16 protein-coding genes and 1 pseudogene are annotated in these 20444 nt (G+C 67.5%); 11 read left to right on the top strand and 6 right to left on the bottom strand.

Features of this window, described 5'->3' with window-relative positions; genetic code table 11:
- Positions 1 to 145: 145 nt before the first annotated feature.
- Complete coding sequence (locus AC3A5K_RS03810) at positions 146 to 697, bottom strand: hypothetical protein (RefSeq protein ID WP_487616165.1); 552 nt, start codon at positions 695 to 697, stop codon at positions 146 to 148.
- A gap of 353 nt (positions 698 to 1050) precedes the next feature.
- Between AC3A5K_RS03810 and AC3A5K_RS03805 the strand changes: the two genes are divergently transcribed.
- From AC3A5K_RS03805 to AC3A5K_RS03775, 7 genes and pseudogenes are all read left to right on the top strand, one after another.
- Positions 1051 to 1638: a hypothetical protein gene (locus AC3A5K_RS03805; RefSeq protein WP_487616164.1), complete on the top strand. Its 588-nt coding sequence runs from the start codon at positions 1051 to 1053 to the stop codon at positions 1636 to 1638.
- Positions 1639 to 1746: 108 nt separating this feature from the next.
- On the top strand, positions 1747 to 2622 hold the full coding sequence (locus AC3A5K_RS03800) for an ABC transporter substrate-binding protein (RefSeq protein WP_487616163.1): 876 nt from the start codon (positions 1747 to 1749) through the stop codon (positions 2620 to 2622).
- Positions 2623 to 3488: 866 nt separating this feature from the next.
- Entirely contained in the window at positions 3489 to 6602 is a 3114-nt protein-coding gene (locus AC3A5K_RS03795; RefSeq protein ID WP_487616162.1) for a TonB-dependent receptor, read from the top strand.
- Between the two features lie 176 nt (positions 6603 to 6778).
- The gene (locus AC3A5K_RS03790; protein WP_487616161.1) at positions 6779 to 7534 is read left to right on the top strand and encodes a SapC family protein; all 756 of its coding nucleotides are present in this window, start codon (positions 6779 to 6781) and stop codon (positions 7532 to 7534) included.
- Positions 7535 to 7538: 4 nt separating this feature from the next.
- Positions 7539 to 8549 (top strand): cupin-like domain-containing protein, encoded by a 1011-nt coding sequence (locus AC3A5K_RS03785; RefSeq protein ID WP_487616160.1) that lies wholly within the window; start codon positions 7539 to 7541, stop codon positions 8547 to 8549.
- Positions 8550 to 8569: 20 nt separating this feature from the next.
- A complete protein-coding gene (locus tag AC3A5K_RS03780; RefSeq protein ID WP_487616159.1) occupies positions 8570 to 10105 on the top strand; it encodes a tryptophan halogenase family protein in 1536 nt (511 codons plus the stop codon).
- 264 nt (positions 10106 to 10369) lie between these two features.
- Positions 10370 to 10879: pseudogene (locus AC3A5K_RS03775) on the top strand (hypothetical protein); the annotation flags it as partial.
- Between the two features lie 287 nt (positions 10880 to 11166).
- Here AC3A5K_RS03775 and AC3A5K_RS03770 read toward each other — a convergent pair.
- From AC3A5K_RS03770 to AC3A5K_RS03755, 4 genes are all read right to left on the bottom strand, one after another.
- A complete protein-coding gene (locus AC3A5K_RS03770) occupies positions 11167 to 11463 on the bottom strand; it encodes a hypothetical protein (protein ID WP_487616158.1) in 297 nt (98 codons plus the stop codon).
- Entirely contained in the window at positions 11460 to 12776 is a 1317-nt protein-coding gene (locus AC3A5K_RS03765) for a TFIIB-type zinc ribbon-containing protein (protein ID WP_487616157.1), read from the bottom strand. Before AC3A5K_RS03765 ends, AC3A5K_RS03770 begins: the two co-directional genes overlap by 4 nt.
- Before the next feature lie 21 nt (positions 12777 to 12797).
- Positions 12798 to 13949 carry an SPFH domain-containing protein gene (locus AC3A5K_RS03760; RefSeq protein WP_487616156.1) on the bottom strand — a complete coding sequence of 384 codons (1152 nt, stop codon included), beginning with the start codon at positions 13947 to 13949 and terminating at the stop codon, positions 12798 to 12800.
- 907 nt (positions 13950 to 14856) lie between these two features.
- Positions 14857 to 15612: a hypothetical protein gene (locus AC3A5K_RS03755; protein WP_487616155.1), complete on the bottom strand. Its 756-nt coding sequence runs from the start codon at positions 15610 to 15612 to the stop codon at positions 14857 to 14859.
- Positions 15613 to 15953: 341 nt separating this feature from the next.
- Here AC3A5K_RS03755 and AC3A5K_RS03750 point away from each other — a divergent pair, with 341 nt between their 5' ends.
- Complete coding sequence (locus AC3A5K_RS03750; RefSeq protein ID WP_487616154.1) at positions 15954 to 16295, top strand: hypothetical protein; 342 nt, start codon at positions 15954 to 15956, stop codon at positions 16293 to 16295.
- 262 nt (positions 16296 to 16557) lie between these two features.
- Complete coding sequence (locus tag AC3A5K_RS03745) at positions 16558 to 17859, top strand: PQQ-dependent sugar dehydrogenase (RefSeq protein ID WP_487616153.1); 1302 nt, start codon at positions 16558 to 16560, stop codon at positions 17857 to 17859.
- Between the two features lie 233 nt (positions 17860 to 18092).
- Here the strand turns inward: AC3A5K_RS03745 and AC3A5K_RS03740 are convergent, their stop codons facing one another.
- Positions 18093 to 18992 carry a LysR family transcriptional regulator gene (locus AC3A5K_RS03740; RefSeq protein WP_487616152.1) on the bottom strand — a complete coding sequence of 300 codons (900 nt, stop codon included), beginning with the start codon at positions 18990 to 18992 and terminating at the stop codon, positions 18093 to 18095.
- Between the two features lie 97 nt (positions 18993 to 19089).
- Here AC3A5K_RS03740 and AC3A5K_RS03735 point away from each other — a divergent pair, with 97 nt between their 5' ends.
- Both AC3A5K_RS03735 and AC3A5K_RS03730 read left to right on the top strand, forming a co-directional pair.
- Positions 19090 to 19914: an SDR family oxidoreductase gene (locus AC3A5K_RS03735; protein WP_487616151.1), complete on the top strand. Its 825-nt coding sequence runs from the start codon at positions 19090 to 19092 to the stop codon at positions 19912 to 19914.
- Positions 19911 to 20339, top strand: a complete 429-nt coding sequence (locus AC3A5K_RS03730) for a lipocalin-like domain-containing protein (RefSeq protein ID WP_487616150.1) — start codon at positions 19911 to 19913, stop codon at positions 20337 to 20339. Before AC3A5K_RS03735 ends, AC3A5K_RS03730 begins: the two co-directional genes overlap by 4 nt.
- Positions 20340 to 20444: the final 105 nt, after the last annotated feature.

The raw sequence follows: 20444 nt of genomic DNA, 5'->3' as shown, positions 1-20444 counted from the left end.
ACCGCCTGCAGTCTGCAGGTTCACCGGGCACGCAAACTCGACGGATCCGGGCTTCGTCTGCCTATGCGGGATTGCTGTCATTGGCCCGCACTGGCGGGATGCCACGCACACGCCTCGCGCGCGAAAGCGATGCGATGCCCGTCGCCTATCCCGCAGGCAGCTGCTCGATGACCAGTTCCGCATCGCCGTCGGGCGATTCATACGCGCCGACCCAGATGGCGTAGCGCCCGGTCAGCGTGTGATCGATCCGGACCGCGGGCGGACGCCTGCCGTAGTTTCCGTGATCGCAGTGCCAGCGGCCGTCGGGCGCATGGACGAGCAGGGTGGGGCGCGTGCGGGATTGCGATCGGGCGGCGAACAGGATGCCGCCGGGCGCCGTGACGTCCAGATGGACGCCCGGCCTGCGGGTCACGTCGCCATCGCAGGCGCCCGGCAGGTCCGTATCGAAATGGGCGTCGATCCCGCCACCGGTCTGCACCTGGATGATGGAGCGTGTGGCGTCCGCGACGGGCCACTGGATCGAGTCGAAGACCGGTGTGCCATCCGGATCGGGCGCCTGGGCGCTGACCACATACGAAGACCCCAACAACGCGCACAAGAGGGCGAGGCGACCCTGCCTGCTGCGCACTGAAGCGCGTCTCGCGCGCGTCGCGTCTTTGCGAGGTCTGACTTTCATCCGGTGCCCCCTGTCGACCAACGTGCTCCCTGCAAGAGTGTCGTACGAACCCGCAGTTGCTTCAACGGTCGCCGTACGCGTGTCGTGCAGCGATCGGAAATGCCGGCGCGGTCATGGTGCCGGAAAGCACATGGTGAGGCTCGGGTGGATGCGGACGGGCCGATCCGCGAGGCGTCGGACGAACGCTGCGCGCATCGGAGCCGAAAGGGCCGACCGATCGACTCGATATCGGTGCATCGCGTGCTCACTGCAGCGGTCCAGTCCACGCGTCCCGGTTCGGGAGATCGGAGGTCTTCCATTCGCGACGTCCGACGCGAATACGCGCATGCCGGCGAGCAGCGGGTGCGCCTGATGCCGGCTCACGTCTAGACTCCGTGCTGCACGTCGAGACGTCGTGCGCGGACTCGAAGGCAATTCTCATGCGCGGATATGCGGTGGTGGTTCTGATGGGCCTCGTCGTCGGCGCCGGGTCGATGTCTGGCACGGGCGCCGTGCCCGGTGTGGCGTCGACGTCGCAGAGCGAGCGTGTGACGCAACCGCAAGCCGCCGCACCCGGGCCGACGTTTGCGGGCGTCTGGCAGGCCTGCGACGACGTCGCATCGACCGATACCTGCAGCCGTTATGTACTGCAGCAACGCGGCGAGCGCATCTGCGGGGTTTGGTCCTATGTCGCGTCCGGGCGCGAGTACGAAGGGCGCGTCGTCGCCGAAGCCCTGTCCTCGCACGCGGCACGGCGCATCCGCGTCTGCGGGCGGCCCGGCAGCGAGACCCGTACGGAATGCGATGCGGGCTGGGAGGCGATCGACAAGCCGCTGCAGCTGTGCGACGGCAAGCTCGGTGATCGGGCGGACGACGGTGGCGCCTGTGTGGCTGATTTCGAGCGTGCGACCGGCGTCGCGGCGGAGGTGGAGGCCTTGTCGGCGCAGCCCTGGATGCAAGCCTGCCTGTCGGGCGCGGATTGAGACTGGCACGGGCGTGAGGTGTGCCGACGGCGTTGCGATCGCGCGCGGATTCCGGGGGCGCGGCACCCGATCGACTAGTCTGTGCGCCCGTCGTCTTCGAGTTCCGACATGAAGCTCCAGCTTTCCCTCGAATGGTTCCTCAATCCGGATCACCTGCCGCTGATCGCGGGCATCGATCTGGGCTGGTTTCGCGAGGCGGGCCTGGACCTGGAGCTGTTGGTCCCCGATGACCATTACGACGGCCTCGCCGCGACGGTCAGCGGTGATGTCGCGTTCGCCTGCAACGAACCGCTGCACATGATCGACGCGCACCGGCCGGGGTTGAAGGCGCTGGGCTGCTTCTTCGAGACCGATGGCGGCATCCTGCTGCAGCGCGAGGCCGGCGATCGCCTGCTGGCCGGCGGTGCGGTGCGCCTGGCCTCGCCGGTGGCTGGTGGCGTGACCGATGCGATCGCGATCGAGATCCTGTCGCGCTGGTGCGCGTGCCAGGACGCCGCATTCGATGCCAGCCAGGTGCGCATCCAGGGCGCAGGTTTCGAGCATCTGGACAATCTGCGTGCCGGGTTCGATGGCGCGTGGTTGTGCTTCGCCAACTTCGAAGGTGTCGAAGCACGTCTGGCCGGAATGGACACGCACTTCATCGCCACCCAGGACGTGGGCTTGCACAACTTCTCGGCGCTGGAACTCTTCACGTCGCAGGGCTTCCTGCTCGAACACCCCGGCGTCGTGGAGACCGTGACCCGCCTGATCGGGCAGGGCGCGCGTCTGTGCCGCGACGATCCGGCCGAAGCCTCTGCCCTCTGGTACCGCTACAGCGGGACATCGCCCACCGCGCTGATGGACGCGATCGTTGCCGACACCTGCCCGCGGCTGGTCGGTCCGGTGCGGCGCGACGCCACACGCTGGCATGGCATGTGGGAACAGTTCGACCAGCTGGGCCTGAGCCAGGTGGATCGCGCCGGATACGCAGCGCTGTACAGCTGAGGCCTGACGCGCGTTCGCGGACGTCGCGAAGCCGCCGCACGTCGGCTGTTGCGGCCTCGAAGACTCAAGCGCCCGCCTGTCGGGCGCGGCTCCTGGTCTCACAGATCCGCCTCCGGAGACGATTGCTCGTCTCTCGGGAGCGTGCATCCACGCGTGGCGTGCGGGCGACCCTCGGCGACTGAATAGCCTCGACAGTCGAATTCGGCCGGTCGGGCTGAGCGCCGGTATCGCGACGACAGCGCTGTCGGAAATCGATGCCGCACTGCACGATAAGTCCATGGGACAACGGTCGGGCAGCGTGCGGAATGCATCGCCCATCGCAGCGCACAGCTGCGTGCGGAGGCCAGCCGGAACGCCTGAAAGCCCGTGTTTCAAGGCGTTTGCGCACGCGGTCACCGGGCGTCGAGTACGCGCGTCTGTCGCGCGACCCAGCCGGGTCCGCAGCCGGATTACATGTTTGTTGCACTGCACGGTGACAAGGCTGTCATGCCGTACTACATGTGCGCCGCAGGGGGTGGTAGCGCTATCAGGTCGGCTACTGCGGCAATGGGATGTGTGGGCTCGAACAGGCTGCGTGTGACGGTGGATCGTCGGGCGTGGCGCAGTGCGACGAAGGCACGTTCGCCAGGACCGATGTCAGTACACGAGGGGGCGCCGCGACGCGCCGGCCCTACAGCGAACGACGACTCGTTGCTTCAACAACGCACGTGCGGGACAGATTTCCGTTTTGGCCACTTCGGACCGGTGTCTGGACGAAGGGTGATGCGTGAGTTACGTGCCGGAGCAGCCTGCTCACGGTCGTTCGAAATCTCGGTGCTGAGGACGGGTCAATGAATTCGAAGTTCAAGCGTTTCAGGTCGACCGCAATGTTCACCTTCGTCGGGGGTGTGCTGATCATCAACCCCGCATTCGCGCAGGAGCCCCAGCTGCGCTCGCCGGTGCAGACCGCGCAGAGCGCCCCTGGACAGTCCGCTCAGGAGGACGCCACGACACTCGACGCGGTGGTCGTGACCGGTATCCGCAGCAGCCTCAACCAGGCGATGGAAACCAAACGCGAAGCGGCCGGCGTGGTCGACGCGATCAGCGCCGAAGACATCGGCAAGTTTCCGGATACCAACCTCGCCGAATCGCTGCAGCGCATCACCGGTATTTCGATCGAACGCCGCGACGGCGAAGGCGCGCAGGTCACCGCACGCGGCTTCGGCCCGCAGTTCAACATGGTCACGCTCAACGGACGCCAGGTGCCCGGCGCCGATGCCTTCGGCGCGGCGGGACAGGTCGCCATCGGCGGCGTGGACGGCGGCACGCGCGCGTTCAACTTCGCGCAGCTGGCGGCGGAATCCATCAGCGGGATCGAGGTCTACAAGACCAGCCAGGCGCATGTGCCCAGCGGCGGCATCGGCGCCACCATCAACATCCTCACCGACCGGCCGTTCAACCATTCGGGCATCGTCGCCAGCGCCGGCGCGAAGGTCGTCTCCGATCGCAGCCAGATCTTCGACAACGATCTGACGCCCGAGCTGTCCGGCATTTTCAGCTTCACCAATCCCGACAAGACCTTCGGCGTCGGCCTGAGCGCCAGCTACCAGAAGCGCAAGGGCGGTTCGGTGCAGGCCACCGAGAACTACTGGAACGTGCAGCCGTGGACGGGCACGTTGCCGGGTGATCCGGCCGTGATCAACGCGCCCGCGGTGGGCGAGCTCTACGCGCGTCCCAACGATCTGCGCTACGCCTTCGCCGAGTTCGAGCGCGAACGCGTCAACGGCCAGGCCGTCGTGCAGTTCGCGCCGACCGACGCGGTCACGCTGACCCTCGACTACACCTATTCGACCAACGAAATCACCGAGAACCGCGGTGAGCGGGCGATGTGGCTGCAGAACAGCGACTACACCAACGTCGAGTTCGACACGTCCGGTGCCGTGGCCACACCGGTGTACATCCGCGAGATCGCCGGCACCAAGGATTTCGGTCTGGAGCAGCAGCGCAACATGCAGGAGTACAAGCTGGGCTCGCTCGGCTTCAATGCGGTATGGGACGTGAGCAGCGATCTCCGCCTCAGCTTCGACGCGCACAACTCCAAGACCGAGAGCAGGCCCAACGATCCGCTGACCGGCGGCGGCTCGATCTTCGCGAGCATCGCCGGCACCAACAACTGCACGACCGGCCCGCATTGCGGCGGCTCCTGGGTGCAGGAACTATTCTTCAACAACAGCCTGCCGGTGGGCACCCAGACCTGGTACCCCACGGCCGCCGATGCGGTTGCGGGCACCAACGGTGTGGTGAACCCGGGCTTCGTCGCCGGCGAGATCGGCTCGCAGGTCCTGCGTGTCAATGCGCAGACCCAGATCAGCGAGATCAAGCAGGCCCGCATCGACGGTGAATGGAGTTTCGATCAGGGGCGCTTCCAGTTCGGCGTGGACAGCAATAAATCCACCACGCATCGCCTGCAGGCGGCCGAGGCCTATTCCACACTCGGCGACTGGAGCGTGGCGAACGTCGATTCCGATGTGGCGGGCGGCTTGATGGATCTGCTGCAACCGATCGATGTGGGCGGGCTGTTCGACGACTACAGCGTCAACACGTGGACCGGGTGGCGGGGCGATGCCGGTGTGCTGGCGCAGTGGGCGGCCAGCCAGTACGGGGTGGGTCTGGGCGTCAGCCCGCAGTACGCGGCCGACAACCGGGTCGAGGAAAAGACCAACTCGGCGTACATGCAGGTGTCGCTCGAGGGGGAACTCGGCGGCATGCGCACCAACACCCGGATCGGCGTGCGCTACGAGACCACGGACGTCATCTCGACCTCGGTGATCGCGATTCCGGAAGCGATCGAGTGGCAGTCCAATAACGATTTCCGGATCGTGCTGTCGGACGAGCTGGAGCCTTTCAGCGAGCGCGCCAGCTACAGCTACATCCTGCCGAACCTGGATTTCAGTATTGACTTCACCGAGCAGCTGAAAGGTCGCGCGTCGTTCGGCAAGAGCATCGCGCGCGTGCCCTACGGCAACCTCTATGCGGGTCCGGGTGCACAGCAGCCCTTCGGTTCGGTGTTGCTGGATCCGTCCAGCCGCGCCAGCGGCAACTCGCAGAATCCGAGCCTCAAGCCGCTCGAATCGGACAACCTCGACCTCGCGCTCGAATGGTATTTCGCGGATGCGAGCTATGTGTCGGTGACGTACTGGAACAAGTCGGTCGGCAATTTCGTCGGCAACACCGTGACCCAGGAGCCGCTGTACGGTTTGACCGATCCCACGTCGGGTCCCGATGCCCAGGCCGCACTAGCCTTCCTGCAGAGCGCGGCGTGCCGGGCGCAGGTGGGACCCGCCAACGCAGCTGCGTGTTCCGGCAACGACACCTCGCTGTTCACCGCGCTGGCGCTGTTGCGCAATGATCCGGGCGGCCTCGGCGCGTTCGATGGCAGCGGCGCACAGGCGCTGGCGGCCGAAGCGGCCTACGACCTGTACGGTCAGGCCAACGATCCGCTCTACCAGTTCAACGTCAACCGGCCGATCAACCAGAACGAGGCCAAGCTGCATGGCTGGGAGCTGGGTGGCCAGTACTTCTTCGGCGAAAGCGGCTTCGGCGTGCTGGCGAACTACACGGTCGTGCAGGGTGATATCGGCTACGACAATGGCGGCGATCCGGGGATCGACCAGTTCTCGCTGACGGGCCTGAGCGACACGGCCAATGTCATGTTCATGTACGAGAAGTACGGCTGGTCGGTGCGCCTGGCCTGGAACTGGCGCGACGAGTATCTGATCCTCGCCAACCAGGGCACCAGCCGGAATCCCTATTACGTGGAAGCCTACGACCAGTGGGATCTCAGCGTGAACTACGCGCTCAACGACCACTGGTCGTTCGGCCTGGAGGCGATCAACCTGACCGGCGAGGACGTGCGCTGGCACGCACGCACCGACCAGCAGATCATGAAACTGGCCGACCAGAGCCCGCGCTACATGCTGGGCGCGCGCTACCGGTTCTGACGTAGGCAAGGTCTCCATGTGGAGGCGTTTCCCGGCAGGGTCGCTGCAGACGCAGCGGCCTGTGCCGGTCGCGTTCGAGGCGATGCGCGGCGACGGTCCCGCTGGTGCGTGCGGGCGTTAGTATCCGGAGGTCTGCACGCGCATTTCGCATCACGACGCCACAGCTGGGAGAGGCGATGGCCCGTTACGCACTGCTCAACAACGTGGCGCACATGGATCTGCGCGTCGCCACCGGCTTCGGCCCGCACTTCGGCGATGACGTCGGCATGGTGCCGGCCTTTCCCAGCGAGTACGCCGAGCTGCAGCGCGAGTACCCGATCTTCTTCCGCAAGGACGAGGCCGGGCAGTGGGGCACGGTGGCATTGCTGGGATTCGAGCAGCGCGAGAACCTGTTCCTGCGCGATGGTCGCTGGAACGCGACCTATCTGCCGGGCGCCGCGGCGAAGGGGCCGTTCCTCATCGGCTTCCAGGAACAACGCATCGACGGCGAACTCCGGCAGGAGCCTGTGATCCACGTCGACCTCGACCATCCGCGCGTGCGCGGGACCGACGGCGAACCGGTCTTCCTGCCGCAGGGCGGCAACAGTCCCTATCTCGATCACGTCGCCGGCATCCTGCGCGGCATCCGCGACGGCAGCGCGTTCGGCGCGGACATGTTCGCGGCCTTCGATGCACTCGGCCTGATCCAGCCGGTCACGCTGGCCGTGGATCTGGACGATCGCCATCGCGTCGATGTCAGCGGTCTGTACGGCATCGATCGCGACCGGCTGGCAGCGCTGGACGGCGATGCGCTCGAACGTCTGAACCGCGCGGGCTATCTGGAAGGGGCGTATCTCGTGTTGGCGTCGCTGCACAACGTGCGCCGCCTCATGGCCGAAAAGCAGCGCCGCCTGCGCGAGCAGGATGCGGCGATGTCCGCCGACGGGCGCTGAGCCGATGACAGCGTCGATGCGTGTGCTGGACTGCACGGCAGGTGCCTTGCCGCTGGACGCCCTGCTGTCCGAAGGCCAGCCCGCGTTGCTCAGGGGCGTGGCAGCCAACTGGGGGCTGGTGCAGGCGGGTCTCGCCTCCGCCGCTTCGGCAATGTCGTACCTGCGTGGCTTCGATGCCGGGCGCCCGGTGCCGTACTCGTATGGCGCGCCGGCGATCGGCGGGCGTCCGTTCTACACCGACGATTTCAGCGACCTGAATTTCGAGGTCCGGCGCGGCGGCCTGGGCGAGGTGCTCGATGCGATCGCACAACACCTCGACGATGCGCAACCGCCGACCTGGTACGTCGCCTCGTTGCCCATCGCGGGCGCGTTGCCGGGTTTCGCGCAGGACAACGATCTGCGCCTCGCCGATCACGGGGTCCAGGCGCCGCCGAGCATCTGGATCGGCAATCGCGTCATTGCCTCCTGCCACTACGATGCGCCCGACAATCTGGCCGTCTGCGCCGTGGGCCGGCGGCAGTTCACGGTGTTCCCGCCCGACCAGATCGGAAACCTCTACCCGGGCCCGCTGGATCCAACACCCGGCGGGCAGGCCGTCAGCCTGGTCGATTTCGACCAGCCGGACCACGCGCGTTATCCGCGCTTCCGCGATGCACTGGCAACCGCGCAGACCGCACTGTTGGCGCCGGGCGATGCGGTCTTCATTCCCGGCATGTGGTGGCATCACGTGCGCAGCCTCGAACCCTTCAACGTGCTGGTGAACTACTGGTGGCGCAGTGCCCCGGCGTTTTTGCCGACGCCGGTCGCGGCGCTCTATCACGCGCTGTGGGCTGTGCGGGATCTGCCCGAACGCGACAAGCAGGCCTGGTCGCACGTGTTCGATTACTACGTCTTCGGCCCGAAGGCGCGCGCCGGTGCGCACGTGCCCGAGCAGGCGCGCGACGTGCTGGGACCGATCGACGACACGCGGGCGCGTCGCATCCGCGCGATGTTGATCGGCTGGTTGAACCGGTGAGCGGGCAGGGAGCAGACGACGTGGACACAGCACAGGCGACACCGGATCGGATCCGCAAGGTGGTGATCGCCGGCGGCGGCACGGCGGGCTGGCTGGCCGCCTGCGCGCTGGCGCACCAGTTCCGCGACCGGCTGGACATCACGCTGGTGGAGTCGGAGCAGATCGGCACCGTCGGCGTGGGCGAATCGACGGTGCCGCCGATCCGCACCTTCCACCGCTTCCTGCAGATCGACGAGCAGGAATTCCTGCGGGAAGTCGCCGGCACGTTCAAGCTGTCGATCTCGTTCGAGCACTGGCGCCGGCCCGGCGATCGCTACATCCATCCCTTCGGCTTCACCGGCCAGGGCACGCTGGCGGCTGGCTTCCATCATTTCTGGCTGGAGAGCCGGCGTCGCGGCATGGCGTCGGAACTCGGCGATTTCTGCCTCGAGACGGTCGCGTCACGGGACGACCGGTTCTCGCTGGGCACCGACCCGCCGGTCAATTACGCCTATCACCTCGACGCCGGCCTGTACGCGAAATTCCTGCGACGCATCGCCGAGCGCCATGGCCTGGTCCGCGTCGAAGGCAAGATCCGCGAGGTCACGCGCCATGCGCACAGCGGCGATGTCGACGCCCTGGTGCTGGAAGACGGCCAACGTATCGAGGGCGACCTGTTCATCGATTGCACCGGCTTCCGCGGGCTGCTGATCGAGCAGACCCTGCAGACGGGCTATGAGGACTGGAGCCACTGGCTGCCGAGCGATCGCGCGGTCGCCGTGCAGACCGAGCCGGTGGGCCCGCCCGTGCCCTACACGCGCGCCATCGCGCACGAGGCGGGCTGGCGCTGGCACATTCCGCTGCAGCACCGCGTGGGCTGCGGTCTGGTGTTCTCCAGCCGGTACATGTCCGACGACGAGGCGCATGCGAAGTTGCTGCGCGACGTCGGCGCCCCGCCGCTGAAGGATCCCTGGCTGGTCCCGTTCCGCACCGGTCGCCGACGCAAGGCGTGGAACGGCAACGTCGTGTCGCTGGGGCTGGCCAGCGGTTTCATCGAGCCGTTGGAATCGACGAGCCTGCATCTGACGATCAGCGCCGTCGTGCGCCTGATCCAGCTGTTCCCGTTCGAGGGCATCTCGCCGGCGCTGGTGGACATCTTCAACGACGTCAGCCGCGCCGAAATGGAACACGTGCGGGATTTCATCGTCCTGCACTACCACGCCACCCGACGCGACGAACCGCTGTGGGTGGCCTGCCGCGAGATGGAATTGCCGCCCTCGCTGGATCTGCGCCTGCGCGCATGGCGCGACCGCGCGCATGCCTGGCAGGGTGCGGACGAACTGTTCCGCGTCGATTCGTGGACGCACGTGCTGTTGGGGCAGGGCATCACACCGCAGCAGCACCATCCGCTGACTCGTGCGCTGGGCGACGAGGATCTGCGTCAGCTGTTGCGCGGCATCCGCGAGCCGATCGAGCGCAGCGTTGCGCGCATGCCGACGCAGCAGGTCTTCATCGAGCGCTACTGCAAGGCGGGCGCCGAGGTCTGGGGCGGGCGGCGCGGGGGGGAGTCCGCGTGACACCGAAAGTGCGCTTCTGCACGACCGATTCGACTCGGTGCGATGCCCGGGCAAGGCGCGTGCGCCGGTTTCGCAGGTGCTTCCGAAGGATGTGCGCGGCCTCTCCGAGGCCCTGAAGCGAGTCTGGGCGCGGGCTGCATCCGGTCTCGACCCGGTCGGATTTCCGCACGCCGCGCGTCTACCGCTCTGGCCTGGGGCCGCACGCCGCAGTGCCTGGATCTTCTTCACACCGGCCGCGCTGCCCTGCGACGAGAGTGGCCGCCCATGACGCGCCTGATCGAACGCCTTTTCGCTGCCGGCTACCTTGCCGTGATCGCCCTGTTCTTCTGCGCCGGGACGGCCCTGGTCTGGCTGGCCGGTCTGGAGTTGTGGCAGGGCCTCGCGCCAGGCCAGTCGGTGGATGTCCGCGCGCGCTTCGACGCCGTGCTGGATGCCATCGGCATCGTGACCATCGCACTGGTGTCGTTCGAGCTGGCGCAGACGGTCTTCGAGGAAGAGGTCCGCCGGGAGGTCAAGATCAGCGGGCCGACGCGGGTGCGCCGCTTCCTGTCGCGCTTCATGGTGGTGCTGGTGGTGGCCTTGTCGATCGAGACGCTGGTGGCCGTGTTCCGCCTGCTGCACGAGGCGCCCGAGCAACTGCCGTATGCCGCGGCGATCGGCGCGACCGCCGCCCTGCTGCTGGTGGGCTGGGGCGTGTTCCTGCGGCTCAATCGCAGCGTGGAAGAACTCGAGCCCGAAGCGATGGCGGCGGCGAAGGACGAGGACGGCGAAGTGGCCGCGGATGCGGACGAATCGACGCCGTCCGGTCCAGCGCCTGCAACGGGCGCAACAGAGGCGCCAGCCGCAAGTTGACCTTCGAACCCGCTGGTGGAGACGCGGTGGGTCGATCGGATTTCAACGCTGGCGCGAAGACAGGCGATTACGGTTGTGCTGCCGAGTCGGCAGACACGTCGCGAACCCGGCGCCGCAACGGCGGCGCAGCGGCATCGCACGTCCCGGCGTAAAGCGATGCAAGCAACCTGCAATCCTGACGTCCGCCTCGCGCCACCGGCGCGAACCCCTTATCGGTCGCGATCGTCGTCCGCTTCCAGTGGCGTTGTTGCGGCGTTGCCCGCCACGCGCTGGACCCGCATGCGATACGCCCCCACGTTGTCGCCCTGGATACGCGTCGCCTGCGTGCCGGTGATGGTGCCGACCTTCGTGTCGCTGCCGGTCACCGGCTTGGCATCGAGGCTGGTCTCGCGCTCGAAGGCATGCGACTTGTCGGTGTTGCGGTAGAACCGGTACAGCGCCCAGTACAGCGCGGTCGCGCCGGCGGGGCCGGCGAGCAGCAGCCACAGTCCACTGTCGTCGCTCATGACATGCCCACCAGAATCATGATCGCGATGCCCTCGAGAACGGTGCCGACGGTCAGCGCGGCCAGCAGCAGTTTCCACTGCTGCACGGGCACGCTGCCCATGGTTTCGCCAGTGCGGCCGTTGACCGCGATGTAGTGCAGCAGCCCGCCGTTCTTTCCCGGCTGGTGATACGAATACAGCCAGACCGGCAGGTACATCGAGGCCCAGCGCGTGCCGTGCACGTCCAGTTGTTCCCGTTCCCAGCGCACACCGCGGTCGTAGCGACGGGTCGAACTTTCGACCTGCGCGCGCGCGATCGACAGCAGCTGGTCTTCCAGGCGCGGCTGCAGGTGCTGGACGTTGGTATTGCGCTTCTCGGACGTGAACCCGTGGAGGTAGGACGCGTTCCACTTCACCGCGTTCTTGGTGTCGAACGGCAGGATCGTATTGATGATGTTGTTGGTGTTGACCTTGACGTCCAGGTTGCCGCGCTCGGTGGACGATTCCAGCGGCAGGTCGTCGACGGTGAACTCGACATGGCGCTCGACCTGGTAGACGTCTGCGTCGTAGTAGGTCTTCTTGTTGTTGTCCGTGCCGCGCGTGTACTCGCGCGTCTTGATCTCGCCCTTGCCGGCCACCGACGCGCTCGCGCTGCCGTCGACGATCATGTAGGGCAGGTAGACACCGACCACATTCTCGGGCGTGAATTCGTCCTTGAACGCCTTGAGCGCGAACAGCCGCCGCTTGTCGACAAACTGGCGGATGCGCGCGACGGCGTCGTCCTTGCGGATGTGGAACGGCAGCACCGCATCGGGCACGGCGCCGTTGGCGATCTGCTCGTTGACGCCGAACACGTGGCGGCACCAGTGGCAGCGCGCCGTCATCGTGCTTTCGGTGTTGACCGTCACTTCCGCACCGCAGCCGGCGCATTTGAAGGTCATCAGGCTGGCGGCATCGGCGGCGATGTCGCGTGCGCCGGATGCGACGACGGTGCCGCGCAGATCGGCGATGCCCTCGCCGAAGCCGAAGGCTTCCTCGACGCGCTCGCCGTGCCACTCATTGCGGCAGTACAGGCACACGAGGATGTCGGTACCGGCGCGCTGGCGGATGTCGGTCGCGCCGCATTTCGGACAGCGGTTGAGGCCGTCCTTCAGTTCGTCTGCGGACGTGTCGATCGCCAGCGGATCGGGCGCTTCGAGCTCGTCGCGGATCGGGCCGGGCAGCGTGGCCGGATCGACCGGCAACGTGCCCGGCAACGGCGGCACGTCACGCGGCGAACCCGGGCCGTCGACGGGACGCGCCGGCAACGGCGGCGGCAACTTGGTGTCGGACATGGGCGCGATGCGTCGGGCGGCTTACAGGCCGAGCGCCTTGGCCTTGAGCGCGTCGTAGTCGTCCTGGGTGATCAGGCCGAGGTCGAGCATCTCCTTGGCCTTCTTGAGCTTGGCCACCGGATCGTCCGCCGCGGGCGCGGCGGGCGTGGCCGGTTGCTGCAGGCTGCCGATGCCGCCGGCCATGCCGGACGCCATGCCCAGGCCCACGAGACCCGCTGCGCCGCTGTGTTCGCCGGCCGACTGCATGCCCTGGGCGACGCTCGCCTGCAGGTTGGAATTGCCGCGCGAGCCGGCGAGCGCGTCGGCGCGCTGCACGGTCTTGAGCAGTTCGCGGGTATTGGCGTCGTACTCGATCGAGACGATGGCCGTCTTGACGATGGCCAGGCCCCGGTCGGACTTCCACTGGTAGCCCTGTTCGACGGCCGCCGACAGGCTCTGCGCGAAGCCCAGCGAATCCTGCTGCAGCCTGGTGATGCGATTGCCCTTGCCCGGATCGTTCGTGTACAGGCTGAAGGCCGGCGCGAGCGAGCTCACGACTTCATTGAACAGCTGGCTGGCCGCCGCGTTGTCGATGTCGGTGAAATCGAACACCTGGCCCGTTGCGAGGTAGCTCGCTGGCACGAAATTCTTCACGAACAGGATCGGGTCGACGATCTTCAGCGTGTAGGAACCACGCGTCAGCGCGCCGACCTGCGTGCCGAGGAAGCCGTCGTCCCAGTAGATCTCCGACTGCGTGCCGAAGCGGTTGTCCGGCAGCTCCTTCAGCGAGACGAAGAACGCCGCCTGCTGGCCGCCCGGCTGGCCGCCGAACTTGAAGCGTTCCCAGCTCTGCTTGATGAGCGGGCTGACGATGCCGTCGCCGGCGAAGATCGACTGCGAATTGATGTCGTCCGAGCGCCACTCGTAACCGCCCGGCTCGGCGACGAAGCCGGTGATCGCGCCGTCCTGGAACAGCAGCAGGCCGTAGCCTTCGGGCACGACGATCTTCGAGCCGTTGCTGATGATGTTCGACGAACCGCGCGTGTTGGACCCGCGTCCGGCGTTCGTGCCCTGCGGCACTGCCGCGAACAGCGCCGCCGTCGACGGCAGTCCGGTCGGCACCGTCAGGAAGTCCTTCCACTGGTCGGCCAGAACACCGCTGACCGCACCCGACACCGCCTGTACGAGACCCATGGCAATTCCCTTCAGTTCGTGGCCGGGCACGGTGCCCGCCATGTCGGCGGATCATAGCGTCGCGACCGTAAGGGGTTGGTAGTGCTGGTCGTCATGACGTTTGCGCGCGTAGAACCCGATGTAGGGCGAGGCACGGGATGCGCCATCGGACGAACCGAGGCGCGTCGCCCCCAATGGAGACAGCCCGCAGAACCCGTCATTCCCGCGCAGGCGGGAATCCAGGGACGTTGCTTCGAGCGCTTTCCTCCGGTTTTCCCGCGTCGTCGCGAAAGTCGCTGGATTCCCGCCTGCGCGGGAATGACGGTGTGGGAGGCGTGGGAATCCACGGCTTGCTTTCTTGGCGCTCCGATCCGCCTTCGAGCTTCGTCGTGAAAGTCACTGGATCCCGCTTGTGCAGGAATGACGGGGTAGAAGGCGCAGGAATCCAGAGACATTGCTCTTGGCGCTCTCATCAGGCGTTCCAACGTCGTCGTGAAAGTCCCTGGATTCCCGCTTGCGCGGGAATGACGGTGTGGGAGGTGAGGAAGTGACGGTGAGAGGGCGCGGGAATGGCGGTGAGGAAGCCGGAGGCGTCGTGAGCGTATCGAACACGCGTGCATATCATCCCGCGGATGCACTGGACCAGATCGGAAGCGCGTACCAACCGTCGAACTCGATCCACGCGTGGTTGCCGATCGCAGGCAGCACGGGTGGTCCGCCCGGTGGCAGGCCGGGCAGCGCCCAGGCCCTTGACGTCCTGGCCCGTGTTCGGGGCGCCACGACCGCAATGAGGCGCGGGCGTCCGGATCCTGATGTTCGACAACGCTGCTGCGGTACCTGCCGGAGTCGGGCACTGGTGGACGCCTGAATCGAATGACGTCGGCGCGATGTGTTGGAGAGATGCGGGTTGAGGCAAGCGATGTCGCGCCTACCAGACCAGGCCTAGCAACCAGGCGTCGACTGCAGTGCCCGGAATCACGAACGCCGGCGCCAGATGCACGATGAGGAAGAAGGGGCCGCCCCACAGCGTCTCGCGATGGATGCGCCGCAGCGTCACCAGGTCGTAGAGCATCAGCACGATGACCAGCGCCAGCAGGCCGCCGATCGTGATCAGGACGCCATCGACATCTGCAAATGCAGGCAGGTCGGCCAGGCGGATCAGGGCGGGGGAGATGATCGCCAGCGACGCCAGCAGCATCAGGCGCCGGTGCGCATCGGCGCGCCGGCGGAGCAGCAGACCGCGGACGAGGAACACGACGTAGGCGGTCAGCGCACCGAGATCGCCCCAGATGATCAGGCTGAGCAGCGGACGTTGCGCCTCGACATCGACGCCTTGCGCGCGCCAGCTCGGGACGAGCTGTGCAAGCGTGACCAGGGAGGTCACGACGACGTCGGCCGCGATCACGACACCCAACACGCCCAGCCGACGGTGCAGCGCAACGCGGCCATTGGCGACCAGCAGGCTCTGGACCGCGAACAGCACGAACCAGGCGGTCACCGACAGGCCGTGGATGTGCAGATGGACGGCGAGTGGCCCGCTGGCGTCCGGGCGGAAGAAGAACGTATTCCAGAATCCCGCGAGAACCGCGGCCAGCAGGAGGATCGCCATTGCCGGAAAGAACACGTTGCGGCGTCGGGACAGCGCCGCGGTGCCCGGCAGGGCCAGTTGATCGGATGGGGACACGGGCGACTCCAGCGCTGGGGTGGGATGCCGACGGGCGTTGATCCGTGCGACGTCATGAAACACGGGAAAACCTGCCCGAACCCGCCACGTCTTCGGCATGCGGCGCCGGACAAGGGCGCGCGGCCCGGATCCGTGGGCCCGTCGAGTGCAAGGCCATCGCCTTCCACGCGAGGGACGTGCCCGGAGATCGCACCCCGGGAAGCCGGTCCGGTCCCGGTTTGCCCTGGCGATCCGTCGCCGGAAGCGTCCCGACACCGTTGTGCCGGAACCGGCCATCGCGCTGGCCGATCCTCTCCGATGTGCACAGGACCGCTGCTGGACGCAGGCCCGCCGATCGCCGCGTGGCAGTGGTGGCGTTCCATGCGGGCGGCTCGCCGGCAAACACCTCGGGGCGTCCTGCGGAACCGGCCCCCCGGCCGCGTATCCTGTGCGCCCGCTGCGCCAGCCTGAGGCGCGCGCAGATCACCGCGAGGATGCAGACGATGGCCCGAATGAAGCGCGACCCGACCCGGGAGCGGAACCTGTCCCACGACTACGCGAAGTGGCTGCTGCAGGAAAAGCGCGAGCGCACGGACGCGAACGGCAAGCTGTTCGCGCGCACGCACACCACACGCGGTCGCCGTTTCCACGGTTACAACGAAGAAGAAGTCTGCAAGATCATCGGCGTGGATTTTTACGGCTGACGCATTACGGCTGACGCGGCTCTGCAACAGGGCCGCCGCGGCAGACACGCGGTTGCTTTCATCGCAGCGTCTTGTCCGCCGGCCGGATGTGTAATTGCCTGTCACGCCGCATCGCGGTGGAAGTCCGACAAGGCAACGCGTTGGCGCTGGAGGTTCGAGCAGCCGGATGCGTGCGTCGTCTCCACAGGCTTGACCCCGCTTGCAGTGCGCCGTCACAGCCCGACTCGCGGCATCATGTGCACCCGATCGCGGACGCCATGACATGGTTCGATTGCTTGCCTGCCTGCTGACCCTGTTCTGCTTGTCGCCCCTGTCGTCCGAGGCGCGTGAGCGACATGCGCTGGCGGGTGCGCCGTGCGGCGGCTATCCACGGCTTGCGATCGAGACGATGCGCGGCATGTGCGCGGGGCTGGTGGTGGGGCCGACGACGCAGGATGCATCGCGCGCGCTGCGCCTGCCGCGTTCGCTGCTGCAGGTCGATGCCGGGACCTGGCTGGTTACCGATCTGGGCGCGTGGGAAGGTGCGCTCGGTGCGGTGTGGACGTTGCGCACCACGTCCGATGGCAGCGTGGAGGTGACGCGCGTGCTCGACGGTCTGCATCTGCCGCATGCGATTGCCCGGGGTCCGGACGGTCGGGTGTATGTCGGCGAGATGAGCCGCATCTTCCGCTTCGATCCCGATGCCGAGGTGCCGGCCGACACGATCGAGACGGTGGTCGGCGGACTGCCGGACAACCGTCTGCACACCCACCGGCATCCGCTGTCGAAGTTCGTGTTCCTGCCCGGGGGCGACCTGCTGGTCAACGTGGGTGCGCCGAGCGACCAGTGCAGGGGCGCCGACGCGCGGACCGCAGCGGGGCTGTGCGCGCAGAGCGAAGGGAACGAGGACGCGGCAAGCCTGCGCCGCTATCGCCATGACGGCGAGGGACGCTGGGCGCCGGACTACACCGTGTTCGCCCGGGGCCTGCGGAACTCGCTGGCACTGGCGGTGCATGCGTCGGGCACGGTGCTGCAGGGCGAGAACAGCTACGACTTCCACAGTCGCTGGTCGCCGTTCGAAGAACTCAACGTCATCGAAGCCGGTCGCCATTACGGTTGGCCGTACTGCGCCGATGCGGCGGACGCCACGCCCGCCTGGCGCGACAAGGCCGCCTGGTGCGCCTCCGATGCGCACACCGCGCCTGCGTTGCTGCTGCCGCCACACGCCGCGCCGCTGGACATGCTGTGGTACGACGGTGCGATGTTTCCCGCGCTGCAGGGCCGTCTGCTGATGACCTGGCATGGCCATCGCTCCGTCGGCGGTCGCATCGCGAGTTTTGCGGTCGACGCGCGGGGCGTGCCGACGCCGGATGCGAATCCACGCTTCCCGGTGTACGGACAGGGCGTTCGCGCGTACGGCGCGTCGCCGGCGGCGACGCCGGTGGTACTCACACCCGGTTGGGGCCTCAGCCGCGGCCTGCGTCCGCAGGGCTCGCCGGTGGGTCTGGCCGTCGCCAGCGACGGTGCGATCTGGGCGACGGACGACCGGGCGGGGCTGGTGATCCGGTTCGCGAAAGACGACTGAGTTCGCAGGCGGTTGCGGACCGTCTGCGCGCGCGCCGTCGTGGCAGGCCGGTTGCGGGACTCTCTGATGCGGGACGATCCTGTCAGCAGGTGTCTGCAGGACGATGGCGCGCACCGGAGCAAGCGGGGCGGACATCGCTGCACGTGTCCGCGGGCTTCCGACCACGCACGCAATGGCGTTTGCTGACGCGTGGTTCCGATGGACCGCCTCGGCAACGGACCCGCATGCCGGTCTCAGGACCCCGCCGCCGCCTCGCGCAGGACCGCGATGAAGGCACGCAGCGGCGGCGGCACCTGGCGGTAGCTGGCGTAGTAAAGGCAGAGTCCGGGTCCGGGTGGACTCCAGTCCTCCAGCAGCGCGACCAGCCGACCGTCGTCCAGCGCCTCGCGGGCGAAGAACTCCGCCACGAAGGCGATACCGAGGCCGTCGATCGCGGCGGCCACCATCAGCTCCTGGTCGTCGAGACTCATCGCACCGGACACGTCGACCGCACGCGCCTGGCCCTTGCGTTCGAATTCCCAGCGATAGCGCTTGCCGCTGGGCAGGCGTTGGCGGATGCAGCGGTACGTCATCAAGGCATCGGGGGTGTCCGGCACACCTGCCGCCTCGACATACGCAGGCGCGGCGACCGCGATGAAGCGGACATCGCCGCCGAAGGGCACGGCGATCATGTCCCCGGGCACGGCCTCGGCCAGCCTGACCCCGGCATCGAAGCCGCCGGCGACGATATCGACGAGGGCGCCCTCGGTGACGAGGTCCAGGGCGACCCGCGGGTGACGCTGCTGGAAGGTCGGGACGACGTGCCGCAGCAACCAGTACGCACCGGCCCGGTTGCTGTTGATGCGCAGCGTGCCGACCACTTCGTCCTCGCCATGACTCACGCTGTCCAGCGCCTCGTCCAGCGCCTGCAGAACCGGCGTCAGGCGCTGCAGCAGTTGCGCGCCATCTTCCGTGAGCGCCACGCTGCGCGTGGTCCGGTGCAGCAGGCGCACGCCCATGCGCTGTTCGAGATTCTTCAGCGCGTGGCTGAGCGACGAACGCGAGACGCCCAGCGCATCGGCGGCTTTCTGGAAACCGCGGTGCCGCGCGACTTCGGCGAAGGCCCGTAGATCAGGCAGCGAGACATCGGCCATTGTTGAAAAATCCACACCAGCTCGTTCGTATTGGTGATTCTTATCACAGGTCCGATGTGCGCCTACGGTGTCTGCTCTGTCCACGGAGCACACGCACATGAAGACCTGGTTGATCACCGGCGCCTCGTCCGGCCTTGGCCTGCAGATGACCCGATCGCTGCTGGCGCGAGGCGATCGGGTGGTCGCCTGCGGCCGTCGCACCGCACCGTTCGAGGCCCTGCAGCCGGATGCCGGCGAGCGGCTGCGCGTCGCACGGTTCGATGTCACCGACACGGACACGATGCGGCGCGAAGTGGATGCGGCCTTCGCCGCGTTCGGACGGATCGATACCGTGGTGAGCAGTGCCGGCTACGGCTTGTTCGGCGCTGCGGAAGAAGTCAGCGATGCCCAGATCGCGCGCCAGATCGCGACCAATCTGACCGGCTCGATCCAGCTGGTGCGCGCGGTACTGCCGCATCTGCGGGCCCAGGGCGGCGGCCGCATCCTCCAGGTCTCGTCCGAAGGCGGGCAGACCAGCTATCCCAATTTCAGCCTGTACCACGCCACCAAATGGGGCATCGAAGGATTTCTCGACTCGGTGGCGCAGGAGGTCGCGCCCTTCGGCATCGACATCGTGATCGCCGAGCCGGGGCCGACCGAGACCGATTTCGGACGTGGGCTGGATCACGCGGTCCCGCTCGAGGTCTACGACGACACCCCGGCCGGCGACGTCCGCCGTGCCATCGCCACGGGTGCGTTCGATCTGCGCGGTGATGCCGCGCGCACGGCCACGGCGATGATCCAGGTCGCGGACGCGGCCCAGCCACGGCGCCGCATCGCGCTGGGCAGCATCGCGTTCGAGAACATCCAGCGTGCACTCTCGCAGCGCCTGGAGGATCTGCAGGCGCAGAAGGCGTTGAGCCTGTCGGCGGATCGGCCATGAGGCCGTGGCTGGTGGGACTGTGGCTGCTGCCCGCGATGGCGCTCGCCAGTGGAGATGGCACGGCGGGCGCCACGCCGAACGAAGTGGCCGGTACCTGGCGCATGGTGTCCGCCACGCTCGAAACCGGGGGCCGCGTCGTACAGCCCTACGGCCCGCGGCCACGCGGCATGCTGGTCTTCACCGACGACCTGCATTTCGTCGAGGTGCTGACCGATGGCGACACGCCGCGCTTCGCATCCGATGTGCGCGGTGGTGGCAGCGACGACGAGAACCGCCGCGCGATGGCCTCGGGCATCGGGTTCTATGGGACCTACACGGTCGACGCCGAGGGGCGCTTCAGCGGCAACCGGGTCGAAGGCGCCACGTTCCCCAACTGGGGGCGCAGTGCGGACCCGGCAATCGCTGCAGCTGACCGTCGAAGGTGACCGGATGCACGAGACCTTCGTGCGGCCGGACGGCGACACGCTACGCGCGGAATTCGTCAGGGTGCGCTAGCGGCTGCTGGAGATCCGGCCTGCGCGCCGCAGTGG

This window comes from Luteimonas sp. Soil_C_5 (assembly GCF_057656615.1).
The sequence above is the reverse complement of the archived record's forward strand: the minus strand, read 5'-3'. Positions and strand labels throughout refer to the sequence as shown.

Coding starts and splice junctions, on each gene's coding strand:
- AC3A5K_RS03795 (WP_487616162.1), top strand. CDS start 3,489: ATGTTCACCTTCGTCGGGGGTGTGCTGATCATCAACCCCGCATTCGCG.
- AC3A5K_RS03740 (WP_487616152.1), bottom strand. CDS start 18,992: ATGGCCGATGTCTCGCTGCCTGATCTACGGGCCTTCGCCGAAGTCGCG.
- AC3A5K_RS03770 (WP_487616158.1), bottom strand. CDS start 11,463: ATGAGCGACGACAGTGGACTGTGGCTGCTGCTCGCCGGCCCCGCCGGC.
- AC3A5K_RS03760 (WP_487616156.1), bottom strand. CDS start 13,949: ATGGGTCTCGTACAGGCGGTGTCGGGTGCGGTCAGCGGTGTTCTGGCC.
- AC3A5K_RS03745 (WP_487616153.1), top strand. CDS start 16,558: ATGGTTCGATTGCTTGCCTGCCTGCTGACCCTGTTCTGCTTGTCGCCC.
- AC3A5K_RS03800 (WP_487616163.1), top strand. CDS start 1,747: ATGAAGCTCCAGCTTTCCCTCGAATGGTTCCTCAATCCGGATCACCTG.
- AC3A5K_RS03735 (WP_487616151.1), top strand. CDS start 19,090: ATGAAGACCTGGTTGATCACCGGCGCCTCGTCCGGCCTTGGCCTGCAG.
- AC3A5K_RS03790 (WP_487616161.1), top strand. CDS start 6,779: ATGGCCCGTTACGCACTGCTCAACAACGTGGCGCACATGGATCTGCGC.
- AC3A5K_RS03730 (WP_487616150.1), top strand. CDS start 19,911: ATGAGGCCGTGGCTGGTGGGACTGTGGCTGCTGCCCGCGATGGCGCTC.
- AC3A5K_RS03785 (WP_487616160.1), top strand. CDS start 7,539: ATGACAGCGTCGATGCGTGTGCTGGACTGCACGGCAGGTGCCTTGCCG.
- AC3A5K_RS03765 (WP_487616157.1), bottom strand. CDS start 12,776: ATGTCCGACACCAAGTTGCCGCCGCCGTTGCCGGCGCGTCCCGTCGAC.